At 65.3% G+C, this 18,587-nt stretch carries 14 protein-coding genes and 1 tRNA gene; 10 read left to right on the top strand and 5 right to left on the bottom strand.

The features are described from left to right. The first annotated feature begins 13 nt into the window (after positions 1-13). Both nirD and C7C56_RS00420 read left to right on the top strand, forming a co-directional pair. Entirely contained in the window at positions 14-421 is a 408-nt protein-coding gene (gene nirD, locus C7C56_RS00425; RefSeq protein ID WP_106755537.1) for a nitrite reductase small subunit NirD, read from the top strand. Next, complete coding sequence (locus C7C56_RS00420) at positions 418-3,186, top strand: nitrate reductase (protein ID WP_106755536.1); 2,769 nt, start codon at positions 418-420, stop codon at positions 3,184-3,186. Before nirD ends, C7C56_RS00420 begins: the two co-directional genes overlap by 4 nt. A gap of 278 nt (positions 3,187-3,464) precedes the next feature. Here the strand turns inward: C7C56_RS00420 and C7C56_RS00415 are convergent, their stop codons facing one another. The 5 genes from C7C56_RS00415 to C7C56_RS00395 form a co-directional block, all read right to left on the bottom strand. Continuing rightward, positions 3,465-4,523 carry a 3-deoxy-7-phosphoheptulonate synthase gene (locus tag C7C56_RS00415; protein ID WP_106755535.1) on the bottom strand — a complete coding sequence of 353 codons (1,059 nt, stop codon included), beginning with the start codon at positions 4,521-4,523 and terminating at the stop codon, positions 3,465-3,467. A gap of 179 nt (positions 4,524-4,702) precedes the next feature. Continuing rightward, positions 4,703-5,830 (bottom strand): HupE/UreJ family protein, encoded by a 1,128-nt coding sequence (locus C7C56_RS00410; RefSeq protein WP_181372955.1) that lies wholly within the window; start codon positions 5,828-5,830, stop codon positions 4,703-4,705. Beyond that, the gene (locus tag C7C56_RS00405) at positions 5,827-7,029 is read right to left on the bottom strand and encodes a tetratricopeptide repeat protein (RefSeq protein ID WP_106755534.1); all 1,203 of its coding nucleotides are present in this window, start codon (positions 7,027-7,029) and stop codon (positions 5,827-5,829) included. Before C7C56_RS00405 ends, C7C56_RS00410 begins: the two co-directional genes overlap by 4 nt. Before the next feature lie 110 nt (positions 7,030-7,139). Continuing rightward, on the bottom strand, positions 7,140-7,382 hold the full coding sequence (locus C7C56_RS00400) for a hypothetical protein (protein ID WP_106755533.1): 243 nt from the start codon (positions 7,380-7,382) through the stop codon (positions 7,140-7,142). A gap of 31 nt (positions 7,383-7,413) precedes the next feature. After that, complete coding sequence (locus C7C56_RS00395; RefSeq protein ID WP_106755532.1) at positions 7,414-8,919, bottom strand: DUF4331 domain-containing protein; 1,506 nt, start codon at positions 8,917-8,919, stop codon at positions 7,414-7,416. Positions 8,920-9,069: 150 nt separating this feature from the next. Here C7C56_RS00395 and ybiB point away from each other — a divergent pair, with 150 nt between their 5' ends. The 8 genes from ybiB to C7C56_RS00355 all read left to right on the top strand — a co-directional run bounded on the left by ybiB (position 9,070) and on the right by C7C56_RS00355 (position 18,024). Further along, positions 9,070-10,071 carry a DNA-binding protein YbiB gene (gene ybiB / locus C7C56_RS00390; RefSeq protein WP_106755531.1) on the top strand — a complete coding sequence of 334 codons (1,002 nt, stop codon included), beginning with the start codon at positions 9,070-9,072 and terminating at the stop codon, positions 10,069-10,071. After that, the gene (cobA, locus tag C7C56_RS00385) at positions 10,055-10,825 is read left to right on the top strand and encodes a uroporphyrinogen-III C-methyltransferase (RefSeq protein ID WP_106755530.1); all 771 of its coding nucleotides are present in this window, start codon (positions 10,055-10,057) and stop codon (positions 10,823-10,825) included. Before ybiB ends, cobA begins: the two co-directional genes overlap by 17 nt. 98 nt (positions 10,826-10,923) lie before the next feature. After that, the gene (locus C7C56_RS00380) at positions 10,924-12,159 is read left to right on the top strand and encodes a BaiN/RdsA family NAD(P)/FAD-dependent oxidoreductase (protein ID WP_106755529.1); all 1,236 of its coding nucleotides are present in this window, start codon (positions 10,924-10,926) and stop codon (positions 12,157-12,159) included. A 169-nt stretch (positions 12,160-12,328) separates the two neighbouring features. Further along, positions 12,329-12,541 (top strand): 30S ribosomal protein S21, encoded by a 213-nt coding sequence (gene rpsU, locus C7C56_RS00375; RefSeq protein ID WP_008451879.1) that lies wholly within the window; start codon positions 12,329-12,331, stop codon positions 12,539-12,541. Positions 12,542-12,695: 154 nt separating this feature from the next. Beyond that, positions 12,696-13,145 carry a GatB/YqeY domain-containing protein gene (locus C7C56_RS00370; protein WP_106755528.1) on the top strand — a complete coding sequence of 150 codons (450 nt, stop codon included), beginning with the start codon at positions 12,696-12,698 and terminating at the stop codon, positions 13,143-13,145. Between the two features lie 80 nt (positions 13,146-13,225). Then, a complete protein-coding gene (gene dnaG / locus C7C56_RS00365) occupies positions 13,226-15,022 on the top strand; it encodes a DNA primase (RefSeq protein WP_106755527.1) in 1,797 nt (598 codons plus the stop codon). 598 nt (positions 15,023-15,620) lie between these two features. Continuing rightward, positions 15,621-17,843, top strand: coding sequence for an RNA polymerase sigma factor RpoD (rpoD, locus tag C7C56_RS00360; protein WP_229457784.1), 2,223 nt, complete (start codon positions 15,621-15,623; stop codon positions 17,841-17,843). A gap of 102 nt (positions 17,844-17,945) precedes the next feature. Continuing rightward, positions 17,946-18,024, top strand: a tRNA-Ile gene (locus tag C7C56_RS00355). Positions 18,025-18,587: the final 563 nt, after the last annotated feature.

The following is an 18,587-nucleotide window of genomic DNA, read 5'->3' as shown; positions in this document are numbered from 1 at the left end:
AAGGAGCAGGAACATGTCGGAACAATGGAAAGTAATTTGCAAGGTCACGGACATCCCGGTGCTCGGCGCGCGCGTAGTCAAGCGCGGCCTGGCGTGGCAGGAGTTGCCCAACGTGGCGGTGTTCCGCAACGCCGAAGACAAGGTGTTTGCGCTGCTCGACCGCTGCCCGCACAAGGGCGGCCCGCTGTCGCAGGGGATCGTGTTCGGCGAGAAGGTCGCCTGCCCGCTGCACAACTGGAACATCGAGCTGGCCAGCGGCTGCGCCACCGCGCCCGACGTCGGCTGCGCCAAGAGCTTCAAGGTCAGGGTCGAGGATGGCAATGTCTCGCTCGACCTCGATGAACTGAGCGCGCCGGCCAGCAGGGCCGAGGCGGCGCTGGCCGGCTCGTTCCAGGTCGCCACCCACATCGAGGCCGCATGAACCTGACCGTGCCGCGCGACGTCAAGACTACTTGCTGCTACTGCGGGGTGGGATGCGGCGTGATCGCCACCACCGACGGCGCGCAGGTGCTCGCGGTACGGGGCGACCCCGATCACCCGGCCAATTTCGGACGCCTGTGCAGCAAGGGCAGCGCGCTGCACACGTCGGCCAGCCCGCTGCTGCGCCAGCAGGTGCGCGCGCTGGTGCCCGAATTGCGCCGCGCGCGCGGCGGGCCGCGCGCCGAGGCGTCGTGGGACGACACGCTCGACTTCGTGGCGCAACGCATCGCGGCCACCATCGCCGAGCATGGCCCCGACAGCGTCGCGTTCTACATATCGGGGCAGTTGCTGACCGAGGATTACTACGTCTTCAACAAGCTGGCCAAGGGCCTGATAGGCACCAACAACGTCGACACCAATTCGCGGCTGTGCATGTCGAGCGCGGTGGCCGGCTACAAGCAGACGCTTGGCGCGGACGCGCCCCCGAACTGCTACGAGGACATCGACGAGGCCGAGGTGATCTTCATCGTCGGCTCGAACACGGCGTTCGCGCATCCGATCCTGTACCGCCGGCTCGAGGACGCGCGCAAGCGCAACCCCGCGCTCAAGGTGGTCGTGGCCGACCCGCGCCGCACCGACACCGCGCGCGACGCCGACCTGTTCCTGCCGATTTTGCCGGGCACCGACGTCGCGCTGTTCAACGGCATGCTGCACCTGGCCTTGTGGGAGGGCTTGACCGACGGCGCGTTCATCGCCGGGCACACCGACGGTTTTAACGAACTCAAGGACCTGGTGCGCGACTACACGCCGCGCTTTGTGGCCGAGGTGTGCGGCATCGCCGAGGCCGATTTGGTCATGGCGGCGCGCTGGTTCGGGCAGTCGAAGGCGAGCCTGTCGCTGTATTGCCAGGGACTCAACCAGTCGACCCACGGCACGGCCAAGAACGCGGCGCTGATCAACCTGCACCTTGCCACGGGCCAGATCGGAAAACCGGGCGCGGGCCCGTTTTCGCTGACGGGCCAGCCGAACGCGATGGGCGGGCGCGAGGTGGGCGGCATGGCCAACCTGCTTTCGGCCCACCGCGACCTCGCCAATCCCGCGCACCGTGCCGAAGTGGCCGCGCTGTGGGGTGTCGAGTCGGTGCCGGCCAAGCCGGGCAAGACCGCGGTCGAGATGTTCGACGCGCTCGCCAGCGGCGAGATCAAGATCATCTGGATCGCCTGCACCAATCCGGCGCAGTCGATGCCGGACCAAAAGCTGATCCGCATGGCGCTCGAGAAGGCCGAACTGGTGATCGTGCAGGAGGCGTACACCAGCACCGCGACCGTGCCCTACGCCGACGTGCTGCTGCCGGCCACCACCTGGGCCGAGAAGGAGGGCACGGTCACCAATTCCGAGCGCCGCATCACGCGATTGCACCCGGTGCTGCCCAAGCCGGGGCTGACCCGTCACGACTGGGAGATCGCGACCAATTTCGCGGCCAGGCTGGCGCCGCTGCTGGGCAAGCCGGCCGCGCCGTTCACCTACGCCGGGACCGAGCAAATCTGGAACGAGCACCGCGAATCGACGCGCGGGCGCGATCTCGACATCACCGGACTGTCATTCAAGATTCTCGACGAGCGGGGGCCGCAGCAGTGGCCGTTTCCCGAGGGGGCGGCGGTGGGCAGGAAGCGCTTGTACGAGGACGGTGTTTTTCCGACCGCGAACGGGCGCGCCAGATTCGTGGTCACGCCTTACCTGCCGGTGGCCGAGCCGGTCGACGCGCGCTTTCCGCTGCACCTGACCACCGGACGCCTGCGCGACCAGTGGCACGGCATGAGCCGCAGCGGCACGGTGGCGCAGGCGTTCGCGCACGCGGCCGAGCCGTCGGTGGTGATGGCGCGCGCCGACATGGACCGGCGCATGCTGCGCGACGGCGAGTTGGTGCACGTGACGAGCCGGCGCGGCTCGCAGATTTTGGCGGCGCAGGCGGGCGAGGACATGCGCGCGGGGCAGGCCTTCATCGCGATGCACTGGGGGCAGGAGTACCTATCCGGGCGCGGCGCCTCGCATGGCGTCAACGTGTTGACCATGCCGGCGTTCGATCCGAGCTCAAAACAGCCGGAGCTGAAACACGCGGCGGTCAAGATACTCAAGGCCGAGCTGCCCGCGCGGCTGCTGGTGTTCGGCTGGGCCGACGAGGCGGCGGCGCTGCGCCTGCAGTCGCTGCTGCGCCCCCTGATGGCGCGCTTCGCTTTCGCCACCTGCACCCTTTTCGGGCGCGATCGCACCGGCGTGCTGTTCCGCGCGGCCGACGATTACGCGGCCGATCCGGCGCTGGTGCGCGAGATCGAGCTGCTGTTCGGGATCGACGGCGCCAATGTGCTGCGTTACGACGACACGCGGCGCGGCAATTCGCGCCATATTCTGGTCGAAGATGGCAAGCTGGCGGCGGTCGCGCTGGCCGGGGATATCACGGCCGAGCACTGGCTCAAGCAGATGCTCGAGGGCGAGGCTTCGGTGGCGGGGTTGGGGAGGTTGCTGTTGTCGCCGTCGAGCAGCGCGCCGCAGGGGTTCAAGGCGCGCGGACGGATTGTCTGCAGCTGCCTCAACGTGTCGCAAAACGAGATCGGCGAGGAGCTCGCCGCGATGCCGGGGATGGCGTCCGGGGAGAAGCTGGCCGCGTTGCAGGGCAAGCTCAAGTGCGGGACCAATTGCGGCTCGTGCGTGCCCGAGTTGAAGCAGATTGTGTTTGCTTCGATGAAGGCGGAGGCGAAGGCGGCGTAGCTTCGGGCGGTGGCGTCCGGACCGCCCCCGTCGTTGCCGCGGAGGCGGGAATCCATGCTGAGTAGGCAAATATGCGGCTTGTCCCGTCGTTCCCGCGGAGGCGGGAATCCATGCTGAGTAAGCAGATATGCGGCTGCCGCAAATTCAGGCCGCGGGCCTGAACGTACTGACTTCGCGTAGGTGCACGCTCAGCATGGGTCCCCGCTTTCGCGGGGATGACGGTGGGGGGCGGGGATGACGGTGGGGGGCGGGGATGACGATAGGGATGGCGGTGACGCTTAAGGCCGGTCGCGCAACTGCTCGTGCGCCATGCGCAGCATCTTCTCCGTGGTCTCCCAGTCGATGCACGCGTCCGTCACCGAGCAGCCGTACTTGAGCTGCGACAGGTCGGCCGGGATCTTCTGGTTGCCGGCGACGATGTTTGATTCGATCATCACGCCCACCAGCGACTTGTTGCCGTGGCGGATCTGCTGCACCACGTCCGACATCACCAGCGGCTGCAGCTCGGGCTTCTTGTAGCTGTTCGCGTGCGAGCAGTCGACCACGAGGTTGGCCGGCAGGCCGGCCTTGGTCAGCGCCTGCTCGGCGATCGCGATCGACACCGAATCGTAGTTCGGACGCCCGTCGCCGCCGCGCAGCACCACGTGCCCGTAGGCGTTGCCGCGCGTGCGCACGATCGAGACCGTGCCCTGCCCGTTGATGCCCAAAAACGAATGCGGATGCGCCGACGACAAAATCGCGTTGATCGCGATGCTGATGTCGCCGTCGGTGCCGTTCTTGAACCCGACCGGGGTCGACAAACCGGACGACATCTCGCGGTGCGTCTGCGATTCCGTGGTGCGCGCGCCGATCGCGGTCCAGGCGATCAGGTCGCCGAGGTATTGCGGCGAGATCGGGTCGAGCGCCTCGGTCGCGGTCGGCAGGCCGAGCTCGCACACGTCGAGCAAAAAGCGGCGCGCCTTCTCCATGCCGTCGTTGACGTGGAACGAGTCGTCCATGTCCGGATCGTTGATGTAGCCCTTCCAGCCGGTGGTCGTGCGCGGTTTCTCAAAATACACGCGCATCACGAGCAGCATCGTCTCGGCCACCTCGGCCTGCAGCTTTTTGAGGCGGTGGGCGTAGTCGAGCCCGGCGACCGGATCGTGGATCGAGCACGGGCCCACCACCACGAACAGGCGCTTGTCGCTGCGGTCGATGATGTTGCGCAGCGCCTCGCGCCCCTTCATGACGGTGTCGCAGGCGTTCTCGGTGAGGGGGAGTTTGGCGTGCAGCTCTTCGGGTGTGGGCATTGCGGCGAACGAGGTGACGTTGCTGTTTTCGATGTCTGGCGTGATCATGGGTCTGGTGCTTCTCTATGGGTATGTGCGGCGGGAGTCCACGAGTTTAGCGTTATTTGGCGCAAGTTGCCGGCAAAGACCCGAAAAAAAGGGTGGCGGCGCGCCATTGCGCACTGCCACCCCAAAACCACGCACTTACTCTTTTGCAACTAACCGCAACCTAACCGCGCACCAAATCGTCACATCGGCAGGACCTTGAAGTCGAACACGCGCTCGGCCAGCCAGACCGCTGCGATCGCCGCGATCACGGCCGAACCGGTCGTCATCAGCTGGCGGTAGAACCAGGTGGCGCGCAGCAGGTAGGCGAGCGGCACGAACACGGCCACGATCGCCAACTGCCCCAGTTCGACCCCGAAATTGAAGCCGAACAGGCACAGCACCAGCGACGACTGCGGCAGGCCGAGGCCGGCCAGCACCCCGGCGAAGCCGAAGCCGTGGATCAGGCCGAACACGAAGGCCACCAGCGGGCGCCGCCCGCCGAACATCGGATGGATGTTGTTGAGCGCCGCCAGCACGACCGAGGCGGCGATCGACGCCTCCACCAGCCTCGACGGCAAACTGACCACTTGCAAGCCGGCCAGCGTGAGCGTGATCGAGTGCGCCAGCGTGAACGCGGTGACGACCTTGAACACGTCGAACAGGGCCGACCTGAGGGTGGTCGCCTCGTTGGCGGCCGAACGCACCAGCACCGCCGGCAGCAGCAGCGACAGCAGGAACAAAATATGGTCGAAGCCGATCCAGATGTGCCAGACCCCGTGCCAGACGTAGTCGGCGAACTGTTGCAGCCGGTTGGGCGTGGCCAGCGACATCGCCTGGCGCGGCTGGTCGGGGCTGAAAATGGCGGTCGATAGCTGGCCGCCGTGGTTTATCTTGAGCAGGCCCTTGTGCTGCGGGTCGAGCTCGGCGAACAGCCGGTAGCTTACATTGAGCACGCCGACGGGCCGGCCGCAGTCGGCGGTCAAGCGCAGCACCGTGTAGGCGCCGTCGGTGTGCTTGTCGACCAGCTGCTCGCCGGCGACCAGCGGGCAGGAGCGCCCGCCGGCGGTCAGTTCGAGCCGCGCCAGCGCGTAGCCGGCGATCGCCTTGTGCTCGCTGCGCACCTCGTCCCAGGTCAGCTCGCCGTCGCCGTTGTCGTCCAGGTTGAGCGCGAAGTCGAGGTCGCGCAGGGCGATGTCCCACTGGCCGCTCACCTGCGCGCCCTCGACATCGAGCGTCAGGTAGCTGTCGCTCGGCTTGTGCGCGTGCGCCAGCGCGTGCACCCAGAACAGCGCCGCCAGCAGCAGCGCCCGTGGCCACGCGCGCATCATGACAGCGCCGCAATCTGGCGCGCTAGGCGCGCCGCCGCCACGTCCTCGTAGCCGTGCTGCCCGATCCACGCCAGCGCCGGCGCGGCGGCGGCCTTGTCGCGCGCCATCAGGGCCGCCTCGAGCAGGAGCCGGATGTCGGCCGCCTCCTTTTGCACGGCCCAGTTTTTCCGGGCCAGCGCCAGGCCGGCTTTGCCGTCGCCGCGCACGTGCAGTTCGTAGCGCGCCTGCTCGCGCTGGTGCACGCTGTCGCCGCGCCGCGCGGCGGCTTCGAAACGGGCGCCGAGTTCGGCGCTGGCGGCGCGCAACTCCTCGCCGGATCCGCCGCCCGCGCCGCCGCCGATCTGGCGCAGCGCCAGCGCCTGGCGCAGCAGCAACGTGTCGACGCGGCCCCGGTCCTTGACCAGCGCGAGCGCTTCCCTGGGGCGCTTGCGCTCGAGCAGGAAGTCGGCGTAGGCGCCGATCAGGTAGCTGTCGCGCGGGCTCATGGCCAGCGCGCGCTTGTAGCGGGCCTCGGCCAGGGCGGCGTCGCCGCGCCGCTCGGCCATTTCGCCGAGCAGGGTCAGGGTCCACGACTGCATCTCGGCGCCGGCCTCGCCGTTGCGCGCCAGCGTGGACGCGAGCAGCGCCTCGCTCTTGGCCGAGCGCCCGGTCATGGTGGTCACGCTCGATATGCAGGTGATCGTGACCAGTTCGAGCGTCAGCTGCGACAGGCGCGCGCAACTGGCGGTGGCGCCGGTGTAGTCGCCGCGCACGGTCATGACGGTGGCGCGCGTGAGCCAGGCTTGGGCGTTCCCGGGGTCGACCTTGACGATCGCGTCGAGGTCGGCCAGCGCCTCGGGGAAATGGTGGGTGCTCTGCATCAGGGTCGCGCGCAGCAGGCGCACCTCGTGCGGCGGCGCCGCCTGGCCCCACCACGGCGCCAGCGCCGCTTGCGCGTAGCCGTAGTAGCGCGGGTCGGCCTCGTCGCGGGCGGTGCTGATGTAGCTTTGCGCGGTGCGCGTGGCCAGCGCCAGATTGCGCGGTTCGGCCGCCAGTTCGGCGCGCATGCGGCGCAGTTCCCGCTGGGCCGGATCGGCGCGGCGCGGCAGTTGTTCGAGCACTTCGCCGCCGCTCGCCGGCAGATAGGGCGCGGCCTGCAGGGCCGGCGCGGCCGCGGCCAGCAGCAGCGCGCAGGCAAGGCTGTAAATTGGAGTGGACATGGTTTTCTCGGTGCGTGAGTGTTTAATTTTTTTGTTTTTTGTTTTTGGCATTTTTGATACAACGCCGGCCGGGGATGCGCTCCCGGCCGGTTAATACAACGGCTACAACATCAGATCGGTTCTGGCACGGGTTCGGTATCCTCCGGCATCGTGGCGACGACCGCCTCGATGGCGATCGGCTCCGCATCGTCCGGCGAGGTAGCGATCAGCGCGCGCACATAGGCGTAGAACGTGTCGAGCGTCGACGGCGGCGGCGCTGGTGGCGGCGGCGCGGTCTGGGTGTAGGTCTCGTTGCCGCCGCTGCCGCAGCCGGCCAGCAGCAGGACGACGAGGATCAGACTTAGTTTTTTCATGGTGCTCTCCTGTTCGTTTGTGGGTTGGCCATCACATCTGCGGCGAACCCGGGATCGGCGACTTCAGGTACGGGAAGCCGGCGGTGAACGAGGTCTCGTCGAGGAAGGCGCCGTCGGTGAAGCGGATCGCGCCCGACGGTGCGTCGGCCGGGACGCAGCCGATGTTGATCGTGCACAGCTTGCCCATGACCACGCGCAGGGCGATGTCGACCACGTCGTCGCCGGGGCGGCGGCCGTTCGGGAAGCCCGCGTTGTCGCCGGCGACCACGCCGAGGCGCATCTGCGAACCGACGGCGGTCGGTGCGATCGATGTGTTCAGGCGCAGCATCTCGGCGGCCGTGACGGTCTTGGGCTTGTTCACGCCGGTGATGCCGGTCAGGAAGGTCGCCACCAAATCGCCGCGCGGGAAGTTGGTCGGCGCCTTGACGCCGGCACCGCTGTAGAGCAACTCGACCAGCGCCGGCAGGGTCGGGTTGGTCACGTAGTCGGCGAACTGGGCGTCGCCGGACGGCTTGCTGCTGTTGAACTTGTTCTTGTCCTTGAGGCCGATGACGACTTCGTTGACCAGTGGCATGCCCAGACGCGACACCTGGGTCCAGGCGCCGCCTTCTTTCGCGGCGTCGGTGGTCGTTTTTGGCACCGGGTTGAGCAGACGGCCCTGGCGCATGCTGGCCGTGGTCCAGCCGCCGATGACCGGGTCGGCCGCGCTCGCGTGCAGCAGGCAGGAGGTCGCCACCTCCATCTCGATCGAGGTCACGTTCTTGCGCGCGAGGTCGTCGCGGGCGCCCTTTTCGGCGTTGGCGTCGAATTCGACGGCCGGCGCCTTGATGTTGATGAGGTCAAACGTTTCGCCCAGGTTCACGGCGAACGGGTCCTTGCGCTGGCCGACGAAGATGCGGGCCGGGACCGAGCAGCCGGGGATCATGGCGCTGAAGACGTGCTTGGCGGCATACGCCTCGTAATTGGGGATCGCCTTGTTGCCGATGTTGTCGACCGGCTTGTCGAAGGTGGCCGAGCCGCCGGTCGCGTTGGTCACCGATCCGCGCGTTCCGGTGCGGCGGTCGCCCCGGACCACGTTGACGGTGAAGGTTTCGCGCACGGTGCTGCCGGCCGCGTTGGGCTCGGTGATGGCACCGCCGTTGATCACGAGCGGGCTCGAGACCTGCTTGCCGCCCACGGTGAACTGGAAGTCCTTGTTGGTGCTGGCGAAGCGGAACTGGAACGTGACGTCCTCCTTGGCGTCGCCGTTGTTGTCGATGTGGATTTCGTACAGCGCGTTCGGGTCCATCGCGAAGTAGTTCGGGCCGCCGTACGCGTCTTGCAGCGGGATGTAGTTGGCGATCAGCGTCGTGAATTCGCTGCGGCCCGTCTGGTAGCTACGGAACATGTAGAAGTCGGTGGCGTCGACCTTTGGCGCGCCCGTGATGAAGGGCGCCTCGCGGTGGCTCGAGGCCATGGCCGCCGGCGCGAACACGCAAGCGAGCAGGTTGCCTGCAAGAACGGCGCCGATGGTGGCCCGCAGTTTCATCTGTTTCATAGTCTCTCTCCTGAAATGGGTTGTACACGTCTGTGCACAGTGGGAAATACAGGGGGTTATACGGGCTCATGCGTGCGCCGGATTCAGATTTGTAAAAATTTATTTCAGGTGCCCCTGCGGCGGATCGGGCGGCGGTATACACTGCTGCCCATGAACTCAATCGACGAACCATTCAACGCACCATTCAAGGCCGGGCATCTGATCAAAGAGATCGGGCGCGGCAAAAAAGGGGCGCGCAGCATGTCGCGCGCCGACGCGCGCGAACTGTACGCGGCCATGCTCGATGGCCGCGTGTCGGACCTCGAACTGGGCGCCATCGTGCTGGCGCTGCGCATCAAGGGCGAGTCGGTCGACGAGATCGCCGGCTTCCTCGATGCCGGCGAGGCCTCGTTCGCGCCGTTGCCCGCGCCCGCCGGTGAATACGCACCGGTGCTCATCCCCAGTTACAACGGCGCGCGCAAGCTTGCCAACCTGACCCCCCTGCTCGCGCTGCTGCTCGCGCGCGAGGGCGTGCCGGTGCTGGTCCACGGCGTCACCGACGACCCTGGCCGGGTGACCACGGCGCGCATCTTCGAGGCCATGGGGCTGGCGCCGGCGGCCTCGCCGGCGGCGGTGCGGGCCGCGTTCGCGCGCGGCGAGCCGGGCTTTATCCCGGTCGAGGTGCTCGCGCCCAAGATGGCGCGCCTGCTGGCGCTGCGCGGCATCCTCAACGTGCGCAACTCGACCCACACGCTGGTCAAGATCATGCAGCCGTTCGCGGGGCCGGCGCTGCGGCTGGTGTCGTACACCCACCCCGAATACCTAGAGATGCTCGGCGAATACTTCATGACGGCCGCCACCGCCGCCCGCGGCGACGCCTTCCTGATGCGCGGCACCGAGGGCGAGACCGTCGCCAACGCCAACCGCGCCAACCAGATCGACTGGTTCCACGGTGGTGAGCGCACCTTGTTGGTGCAAAAAGACGCGCCGACGGACGAATTGGCGCAGATGCCGCCCGCCCGTGATGCGGCCGTGACCGCCGCCTGGATCGCGCAGGCGCTGCGCGGCGAGGTGCCGGTCCCGGCCCCGATCGCCGAGCAAGTGGCACAGTGTTTGCTTGTATCGAAGTCATTACAGGCAAACGCGGGTGGTCATCATGGAGTGCAAAGCTAAGGTTTATCTGGTCGGCGCCGGTCCCGGCGATCCGGAGTTGCTGACCCTGAAGGCGGTCAAGGCGATCGCCGCGGCCGAGGTGCTGCTCGTCGACGACCTCGTCAATCCCGAAATCCTGTCCCATGCGCGGGCGGACGCGCGCATCGTCCACGTCGGCAAGCGCGGCGGCTGCCAGTCGACCCCGCAAGCCTTCATCGAGCGCCTGATGGTGTCCGAGGCCACGGCCGGCAGGTGCGTGGTGCGGCTCAAGGGCGGCGACCCGTTCATCTTCGGGCGCGGTGGTGAGGAGCGCGCCCACCTGATGGCGGCCGGCATCGAGGTGGTCGTCATCAACGGCATCAGCAGCGGTCTGGCCGCGCCGGCGGCGATCGGCGTGCCGCTGACCCACCGCGACTGGAGTTCGGGCGCGGTGTTCGTGACCGGGCACGACCGCAAGGACGAGGCCGGCAACGCGCGCAGCCCGGACTGGGCCCTGCTCGCGCAGACCGGGCTCACGCTGGTCATCTACATGGGGGTGGCGCGCTGCCGCCAGATCCAGGCCGGCCTGCTGGCAGGCGGCATGGCGGCGGACATGCCGGTGGCGGTGGTGCAGTCGGCCACGGGCGCGGCGCAGCAGCATCTGCTGACGACCTTGCGCAACCTGCCCGACGACCTGGCCCTGTCGCGCATCGGCAGCCCGAGCATCATCGTGGTCGGCGACGTGGTGCGCTGCGCCGACGCGGTGCAGGGGCTGGCGCGCAGCGCGGTGGCCTGATTCGCGGCGCGGCGGCCTAGTTTCAAGCTGGCCGGCCGGGCCGGGTCCGCGCGGTTTACAATCACGTCTTTTAGTGATTCGCGGAAATCGGCACAGCCATGGCAAAACAATATGATGTAGCAGTGATCGGGGCCGGCGCGGCCGGCATGATGTGCGCGGCCGCGGCCGGGCAGGGCGGCAAACGCGTGGTGTTGATCGATCACGGCGACAAGCTTGCCGAAAAGATCCGCATTTCCGGCGGCGGCCGCTGCAATTTCACCAACCTGAACGTCGGGCCCAACAATTTTTTGTCGGACAACCCGCACTTCTGTAAGAGCGCCTTGTCGCGCTACACCCCGCAGGACTTCATCGCGCTCGTCAAAAAGCACCGCATCTTGCATCATGAGAAACATCGCGGCCAGTTGTTCTGCAACGACTCGGCCGAGCAGATCATCCAGATGCTCAAGGCCGAGTGCGCCAGCGGCGACGTCACCTGGCGCATGCCGACCAAGGTCGAGTCGGTCGAGCGGATGGACGACGGCTTCCTGCTCGCCACCGACACCGGCGACATCCTCGCCGACAGCCTGGTCATCGCCACCGGTGGCTTGTCGATCCCCAAGATCGGCGCGACCGACTTCGCCTACAAGATCGCCGACGAGTTCGGGATCCGGATGGTGGCGCCGCGCCCGGGGCTGGTGCCGCTGACCTTCGACGGCCCGAGCTGGGCGCCGTTCGTGCCGCTGGCCGGCATCGCGCTCGAGGTCGACGTCGAGACGGGGTCGAACAAGGGCAAGGGCAGCAAGCGCGGCGTTTTCCGCGAAGACTTGCTGTTCACCCACCGTGGCCTGTCGGGTCCTGCCATTTTGCAAATTTCGAGCTACTGGCAGCCGGGCACCCCGATCGTGCTCAACCTGCTGCCCGAGATGGACGTGGCCGAGGCGCTGATCGAGGGCAAGGGCACGCTCAAAAAACAGGTCGGCAACGTGCTGTCGCAGTGGCTGCCGACGCGCCTGGCCGAGGGTTTGCTGCAAGCCAACGGTTTCTCGCCCGACCAGCGCCTCGCCGACATGACCGACGCCAGCCTTCGCATGATCGGCGCGGCGGTCAACCGCTGGTCGATCGTGCCGACCGGCTCGGAGGGCTACCGCAAGGCCGAGGTGACGCTGGGCGGCATCGACACGCGCGAGCTGTCGCAGCAGACGATGATGGTGAGCAAGGTGCCGGACCTGTATTTCATCGGCGAGGCGGTCGACGTGACGGGCTGGCTCGGCGGATATAATTTCCAATGGGCATGGGCATCGGCGATGGCGGCCGGGCTCGCGCTGGCCGCGGGCGCGCAGCAAGAGAATAAATAGGACGGCAAGAAAACGACGTCCGAAAACGGCGCGGCCATAGGGGGAGCTTGCCCTTTGGATCCCTGTTTTGGCGTGTCCGGGAGGGAACAAGTCCGGGAAAAGTCTTCCCATCGGCCGCAAACGATGCTACTATCTCGTTCTTCCCCTAATCTAACGGTTTGATTTTTACATGACCACTATTCGCCTTAAAGAAAACGAGCCGTTCGAAGTCGCAATGCGTCGCTTCAAGCGCACTATCGAAAAAACTGGTCTGCTGACCGAACTGCGCGCACGCGAGTTTTACGAAAAGCCAACGGCTGAGCGCAAGCGCAAGCTGGCAGCTGCTGTAAAGCGCCACTACAAGCGCATCCGCAGCCAGCAATTGCCTAAGAAATTATTCTAAGACTGTCCAGTCAAGACTGATCCGGTCACGGCAGCTGCCTGTCCGGATTGCGTTTTGATTCGTTCTGGATGCATTTATTCAGACTGAGTCGCAGACCCGCTCCGGTTTACCGCAGCGGGTTTTGCCATTTATACCCATCGAAAGCGAGTTTCCCATGAGCTTAAAAGAACAAATCACCGAAGACATGAAAAACGCCATGCGCGCGCGCGAGGCCGGCAAGCTGGGCACGATCCGCCTGATCCTGGCCGAGATCAAGCGCCAGGAAGTCGACGATCAAATCGTGCTCGACGACAAGCAGACGCTCGAGATCATCGTCAGGATGATCAAGCAGCGCAAGGATTCGATCAGCCAGTTCGAGGCGGGCAGCCGCGCCGACCTGGCCGACATCGAAAAAGCCGAACTCGTCGTGCTTGACGCCTACATGCCCGCGGGCCTGTCCGACACCGAGATCGCCGCCATCGTGGCCGGGGCCATCGCCGAATCGGGCGCGACCGGTCCGCAAGACATGGGCAAGGTCGTCGCGATCGTCAAGCCGAAGGTATTCGGACTGGCCGACATGGGCGCGGTGTCCGCGCTGATCAAGAAGGCGCTGGCCGGCGCCTAAATGCCGCGCATTGTCGCAGATCAACCTGCGGCCCTGCGCGGCGGTATAGTCTGACTTGAGACAAAGACTGTTCATTCATCGTGATTCCACAATCCTTCATCACCGATCTGCTCAACCGCGTTGACATCGTCGACGTGGTCGGCAAATACGTCCAGCTCAAAAAGGGCGGGGCCAATTTCATGGGCCTGTGCCCGTTCCACAACGAAAAATCCCCGAGCTTCACGGTCAGCCCGACCAAGCAGTTCTACCACTGCTTCGGCTGCGGCGCGCACGGCACCTCGATCGGCTTCCTGATCGAATACTCGGGCATGGGCTTCATCGACGCCGTCAAGGACCTCGCGCAAAACGTCGGCATGGTCGTGCCCGACGCCGACGACAAGATTCCGCCGGCCCAGCGCGCGGCCCACGCGGCCCAGTCGCTGGCCCTGACCGAGGCCATGACGCTGGCCTGCGACTTCTACCGCGGCCAGTTGCGCGGCGCCGCCAACGCGATCGCCTACCTCAAAAACCGCGGCCTGACCGGCGAGGTCGCGGCCCGCTTCGGCATGGGCTACGCGCCGGCCGGCTGGGACAACCTGCGCTCGGTGTTCCCCGACTACGAGGCGCTCGCGCTGGTCGAGTCGGGCCTGGTCATCGACAAGGTCGACGAGGACGGCGGCAACAAAAAACGCTACGACCGCTTCCGCGAACGCATCATGTTCCCGATCCGCAACACCAAAGGGCAGGTGATCGGTTTCGGCGGGCGCGTGCTCGACAGCGGCGAACCCAAATACCTGAACTCGCCCGAGACCCCCTTGTTCCAGAAGGGCTTCGAGCTGTACGGCCTGTTTGAGGCGCGCCAGGCGATCCGCGACGCCGGCTACGTGCTCGTGACCGAAGGCTATATGGATGTTGTCGCATTGGCGCAACTGGGCTTCCCGCAGGCGGTCGCCACATTGGGCACGGCGTGCACCGCGACCCACGTGCAAAAATTGTTGCGCCAAACCGACACCGTGGTCTTCAGTTTCGACGGCGACAAGGCCGGCCGCCGCGCCGCCCGGCGCGCGCTCGAAGCCTGCCTGCCGCTCATCACCGACAATAAAACCGTCAAATTCCTGTTCCTGCCTACCGAGCACGACCCCGACAGCTTCGTGCGCGAGCGCGGCTTCGAGGCCTTCGAGCTCGAGATCCACGAGGCCATGCCGCTGTCGCAGTTTCTGCTGCGCGAGGTGACCGCCGAGCACGACCTTTCCGAGCCCGAGGGGCGCGCGCGCGCCCAGTTCGATGCCAAGCCGCTGCTGCAGTCGATGCTGCCGTCGTCGCTGCGGCTGCAGATCGTGCGCGGCCTGGCCGGCCTGACTGAATCGACCCCGGCCGAAATCGAGGGCCTGTTCGAGCTGGCCAAGCCGGTCTCGGTGGTGCGCAGGGCGCCGCCGCGCCAGGGCCGGCCGCAGCCGATCGGGCTCGAACTGCAGATTTTGCGCATGCTCGTCGCGCACCCGCCGCTGTGCTTCGGCCTCGACGCCGCCGCGCTCGAGGCGTTCAACTCCTTCGGCCCCGAGTCGGCCGAGCGGCTCGCGCAACTGGTCGGCGACGGCCAGGCCTTGGGACCGAACGGCAGCTTCGCCGCGTTGTCACAGCATCTGAAGAGTGTGAGCCCCGAATACGACGCCCTGATTGCCGAAATCGCATCGGAACCGGAGTCCGACCCCGAGGCGGGTAAGTTGTGGCTGTCGGGAGCTGTGCGCGAGATCAAACTCGATGCATTAAAGCAGGAACTTAACCAGTTGTTTTCCTCCGGACTGACCTCAGATCAGATAGGAGTGCGCTTCCGCGAAATCACCGCCTTGCAGGACCAATTGCGGCGCGAGGCGGCCGACGCGGCGCCGCAGCGCTAGGGTAAAAGCAGCGTGGACCAGCATGTAAAAAGAGTGGAAAAACAGGGGCCGCGGGGGCGTCCCGGACGACTGGAAAAAGTTTTTGTGCGTGCTATAATAAAACGATAAGTGTTGTTTTCTTTGAAATAATTCTTTATTGCGGACGTTACTATTTCGTCTAGTGAGTTAGGCTCTTGATCGGCGCAAGAAGCTCGCGTCGGCGGCCAGGGCCAGCTTTGGTTGAGGCGTCGCACGATGTGCGCCGCAGGCAGCGAACATTCGGTCGCTCCCAACCACGCGAGGTTCTCGCCCCCAACCGCGGTCATTTTGCAGTACAATTTTTGCCAAAAATGTGGCCCGCGCAGCGACGCCGCGCTGCAACGGCAAACAACGCAATTGGTACGCGCTGACCGTATGTTGTTTTAGCAAGGTGATGTGAAGGTGTAAAAAGTGCAGTATTGCCAGACCGGTCCCAAAAGGCGGGTCAGGAGACGTAGGGGCCGAAGAAGCCCGGCAACAAACTTTAAGCTTATCCACCGTAAAGCAAGTCGTTGAGACATCGAAAGCGCCTGTGCCAATCAAGAAACCCGAATCCCCAGCGGCTGTGAAGCCAACCGCGATGTCCGCCAAGGTGGACAATCCGCAAGACAGGGCTGAAACCAAGGCTGAAACCAAGGCTGAAACCAAGGCTGAAACCCGCAGCACGACCAACGTCGTGAGCCAGACGACCGACGCGGCCACACTGGCCGCGATCGACACGTCGGGCTACGTGCTGCCGTCGGTCAAGGTTCCGGGCCGGCGCGGCCGCAAACCAAAAGAATTCCAGCCCGAGAACGACGAAGTGGCCGCGCTCAACGCCGTCGAACGCGCCGAGCTCAAGGCCGTCGACAAGGCCAAGGCCAAAGACCGCAAGGCCAAAGAAAAGGCCCTGCTCAAAGACGCGTTCTCGTCCGACACCGAGGCCAGCGAAGAAGAGCTCGAGCGGCGCCGCCAGAAGCTCAAGACCCTGATCAAGCTGGGCAAGGAGCGCGGTTTCCTGACCTACGCCGAAATCAACGACCACCTGCCCGAAAACATCGTCGATCCCGAAGCGATCGAAGGCATCATCGGCACTTTCAACGACATGGGGATCGCGGTCTACGAGCACGCTCCCGATGCCGAGACCCTGCTGCTGTCCGACAACGTCGCCACGGTCACCAGCGACGACGAGGCCGAGGCCGCCGCCGAGGCCGCGCTGTCGACGGTCGACTCCGACTTCGGCCGCACCACCGACCCGGTCCGCATGTACATGCGCGAAATGGGTTCGGTCGAACTGCTCACGCGCGAGGGCGAGATCGAAATCGCCAAGCGCATCGAGGACGGCCTCAAAGACATGATCCAGGCCATTTCTGCCTGCCCCGTGACGATCGCCGAAATCATCTCGGCGGCGATGCGCATCCAGAACGACGAGACCAAGATCGACGAGATCGTCGACGGCCTGGTCGACCCCGAAGACACGGCCGAGCCGGTCGCAGCGCCCGCCGCCGCCGCCGAGGACGACGAAGAGGAGGAGGAGGGCGACGAGGAAGAAGTCGAGGAAGAGGAAGAAAACGTCTCGGGCGCCGCCGGGTTCTCGGCCGAGCAGCTCGAAGCGCTCAAGCGCCAGGCGCTCGAGAAATTCGACACCATCTCGCTCCAGTTCGACCGCATGCGCAAGGCGTTCGAAAAAGACGGCTACAACTCGAAAGCCTACGTCAAGGCGCAAGAGGCGATCTCCAACGAATTGCTCGGCATCCGCTTCACCGCGAAGGTCGTCGAAAAGCTGTGCGACACGCTGCGCGGCCAGGTCGACGAGGTGCGCCACATCGAGAAGCAGATCCTCGACGTCGCCGTGAACAAGTGCGGCATGCCGCGCGCCCACTTCATCAAGGTGTTCCCGGGCAACGAGACCAACCTGAACTGGGTCGATGGCGAAGTCAACGCGGGCCACGCGTACAGCACCATCCTCGGACGTAACATTCCGACCGTCAAAGAACTGCAGCAGCGCCTGATCGACCTGCAGGCGCGCGTGGTGCTGCCGCTGCCGGATCTGCGCAACATCAACCGCCAGATGGCCGCCGGCGAAATGAAGGCGCGCAAGGCCAAGCGCGAAATGACCGAGGCCAACCTGCGTCTGGTTATTTCGATCGCCAAGAAATACACCAACCGCGGGCTGCAGTTCCTCGACCTGATCCAGGAAGGCAACATCGGCCTCATGAAGGCGGTCGACAAGTTTGAATACCGCCGCGGCTACAAGTTCTCGACCTACGCGACATGGTGGATCCGCCAGGCGATCACGCGTTCGATCGCCGACCAGGCGCGCACGATCCGGATCCCGGTGCACATGATCGAGACGATCAACAAGATGAACCGCATCTCGCGCCAGATCCTGCAAGAGACGGGCGCCGAGCCGGATCCGGCCACGCTCGCGATCAAGATGGAAATGCCGGAAGATAAAATTCGCAAGATCATGAAGATCGCGAAAGAGCCGATCTCGATGGAAACGCCGATCGGTGACGACGACGACTCCCATCTGGGCGACTTCATCGAAGACAACAACACGCTGGCGCCGTCCGACGCGGCCCTGCACGCCTCGATGCGCGGCGTCGTCAAAGACGTGCTCGACTCCCTGACGCCGCGCGAGGCGAAGGTGCTGCGCATGCGCTTTGGCATCGAGATGTCGACCGACCACACGCTTGAGGAAGTGGGCAAGCAGTTCGACGTCACGCGCGAGCGCATACGCCAGATCGAGGCCAAGGCCTTGCGCAAGCTGCGCCATCCATCGCGTTCCGACAAGCTCAAGAGCTTCCTGGAAGGAAACTAAGGCTTGACGGGAATGCACTAAACGCAATATCCTCTCGCCACTTCGTTTTGGACGGTGCATGCCGTCCCTGGGTGGCGGGCTAGTCTCCACCGCAACGATTTTGGGCCTCTAGCTCATGCTTGGTTAGAGCAGCGGACTCATAATCCGTTGGTGCCGTGTTCGACTCACGGGAGGCCCACCATTAAAATCAATGACTTAGGCTGTATATTATGTCCTTGGCTGTCTAGTAGGTGGAATACGTTTTCCACGTTTTACACACTTTTGTTATTGCCAGATAAAAAGCCCCGGTGGAAAACATCGGGGCTTTGTGCATTCTGAGGCGCTTTGGCCAGCAGGCTACGTGATTACGAAACCCTCGAGCCAACCACAAGACGTTATCAATCAACACGGCCGGCTCGGAGCGCCTTGAGCGGTGTCGCCTGCAGGTTCGTGCGTCGACTCGCGAAGAAATGGTATTGCGACTCAGGCGGCAGGTCTTTCATTTCCTGGGCGACGGCCTCGAGCGCTGCCTGGTCTATCGTGCGTCGGCGTAAAACGCGGGATAGTATTCCGTGCCATCCGTCGCGACCAGGACGAACAGCCAATTGGCCACAACGGCATCATTTATCTCAGCCTGGGAGATTCCGAAGGCGTACTGCAGCTCACCTGCCGACAAAAATTACTCGTTCTCAATCCGCTGCTGCGCCAATGCTTCGGCGGCACGCACACGTGGCCTGTGCACCCAATCCACCGGACTTAAGCGCA

This window comes from Massilia glaciei (genome assembly GCF_003011895.2).
Classification (GTDB): domain Bacteria; phylum Pseudomonadota; class Gammaproteobacteria; order Burkholderiales; family Burkholderiaceae_D; genus Telluria_A; species Telluria_A glaciei.
Note: the sequence above shows the minus strand (reverse complement) of the source record. Positions and strands in the feature narration are given on the sequence as shown.

Excerpts from the sequence above, each read along its gene's own strand:
- nirD (WP_106755537.1), top strand. The coding sequence starts at position 14 with ATGTCGGAACAATGGAAAGTAATTTGCAAGGTCACGGACATCCCGGTG.
- C7C56_RS00420 (WP_106755536.1), top strand. The coding sequence starts at position 418 with ATGAACCTGACCGTGCCGCGCGACGTCAAGACTACTTGCTGCTACTGC.
- C7C56_RS00415 (WP_106755535.1), bottom strand. The coding sequence starts at position 4,523 with ATGATCACGCCAGACATCGAAAACAGCAACGTCACCTCGTTCGCCGCA.
- C7C56_RS00410 (WP_181372955.1), bottom strand. The coding sequence starts at position 5,830 with ATGATGCGCGCGTGGCCACGGGCGCTGCTGCTGGCGGCGCTGTTCTGG.
- C7C56_RS00405 (WP_106755534.1), bottom strand. The coding sequence starts at position 7,029 with ATGTCCACTCCAATTTACAGCCTTGCCTGCGCGCTGCTGCTGGCCGCG.
- C7C56_RS00400 (WP_106755533.1), bottom strand. The coding sequence starts at position 7,382 with ATGAAAAAACTAAGTCTGATCCTCGTCGTCCTGCTGCTGGCCGGCTGC.
- C7C56_RS00395 (WP_106755532.1), bottom strand. The coding sequence starts at position 8,919 with ATGAAACAGATGAAACTGCGGGCCACCATCGGCGCCGTTCTTGCAGGC.
- ybiB (WP_106755531.1), top strand. The coding sequence starts at position 9,070 with ATGAACTCAATCGACGAACCATTCAACGCACCATTCAAGGCCGGGCAT.
- cobA (WP_106755530.1), top strand. The coding sequence starts at position 10,055 with ATGGAGTGCAAAGCTAAGGTTTATCTGGTCGGCGCCGGTCCCGGCGAT.
- C7C56_RS00380 (WP_106755529.1), top strand. The coding sequence starts at position 10,924 with ATGGCAAAACAATATGATGTAGCAGTGATCGGGGCCGGCGCGGCCGGC.
- rpsU (WP_008451879.1), top strand. The coding sequence starts at position 12,329 with ATGACCACTATTCGCCTTAAAGAAAACGAGCCGTTCGAAGTCGCAATG.
- C7C56_RS00370 (WP_106755528.1), top strand. The coding sequence starts at position 12,696 with ATGAGCTTAAAAGAACAAATCACCGAAGACATGAAAAACGCCATGCGC.
- rpoD (WP_229457784.1), top strand. The coding sequence starts at position 15,621 with ATGTCCGCCAAGGTGGACAATCCGCAAGACAGGGCTGAAACCAAGGCT.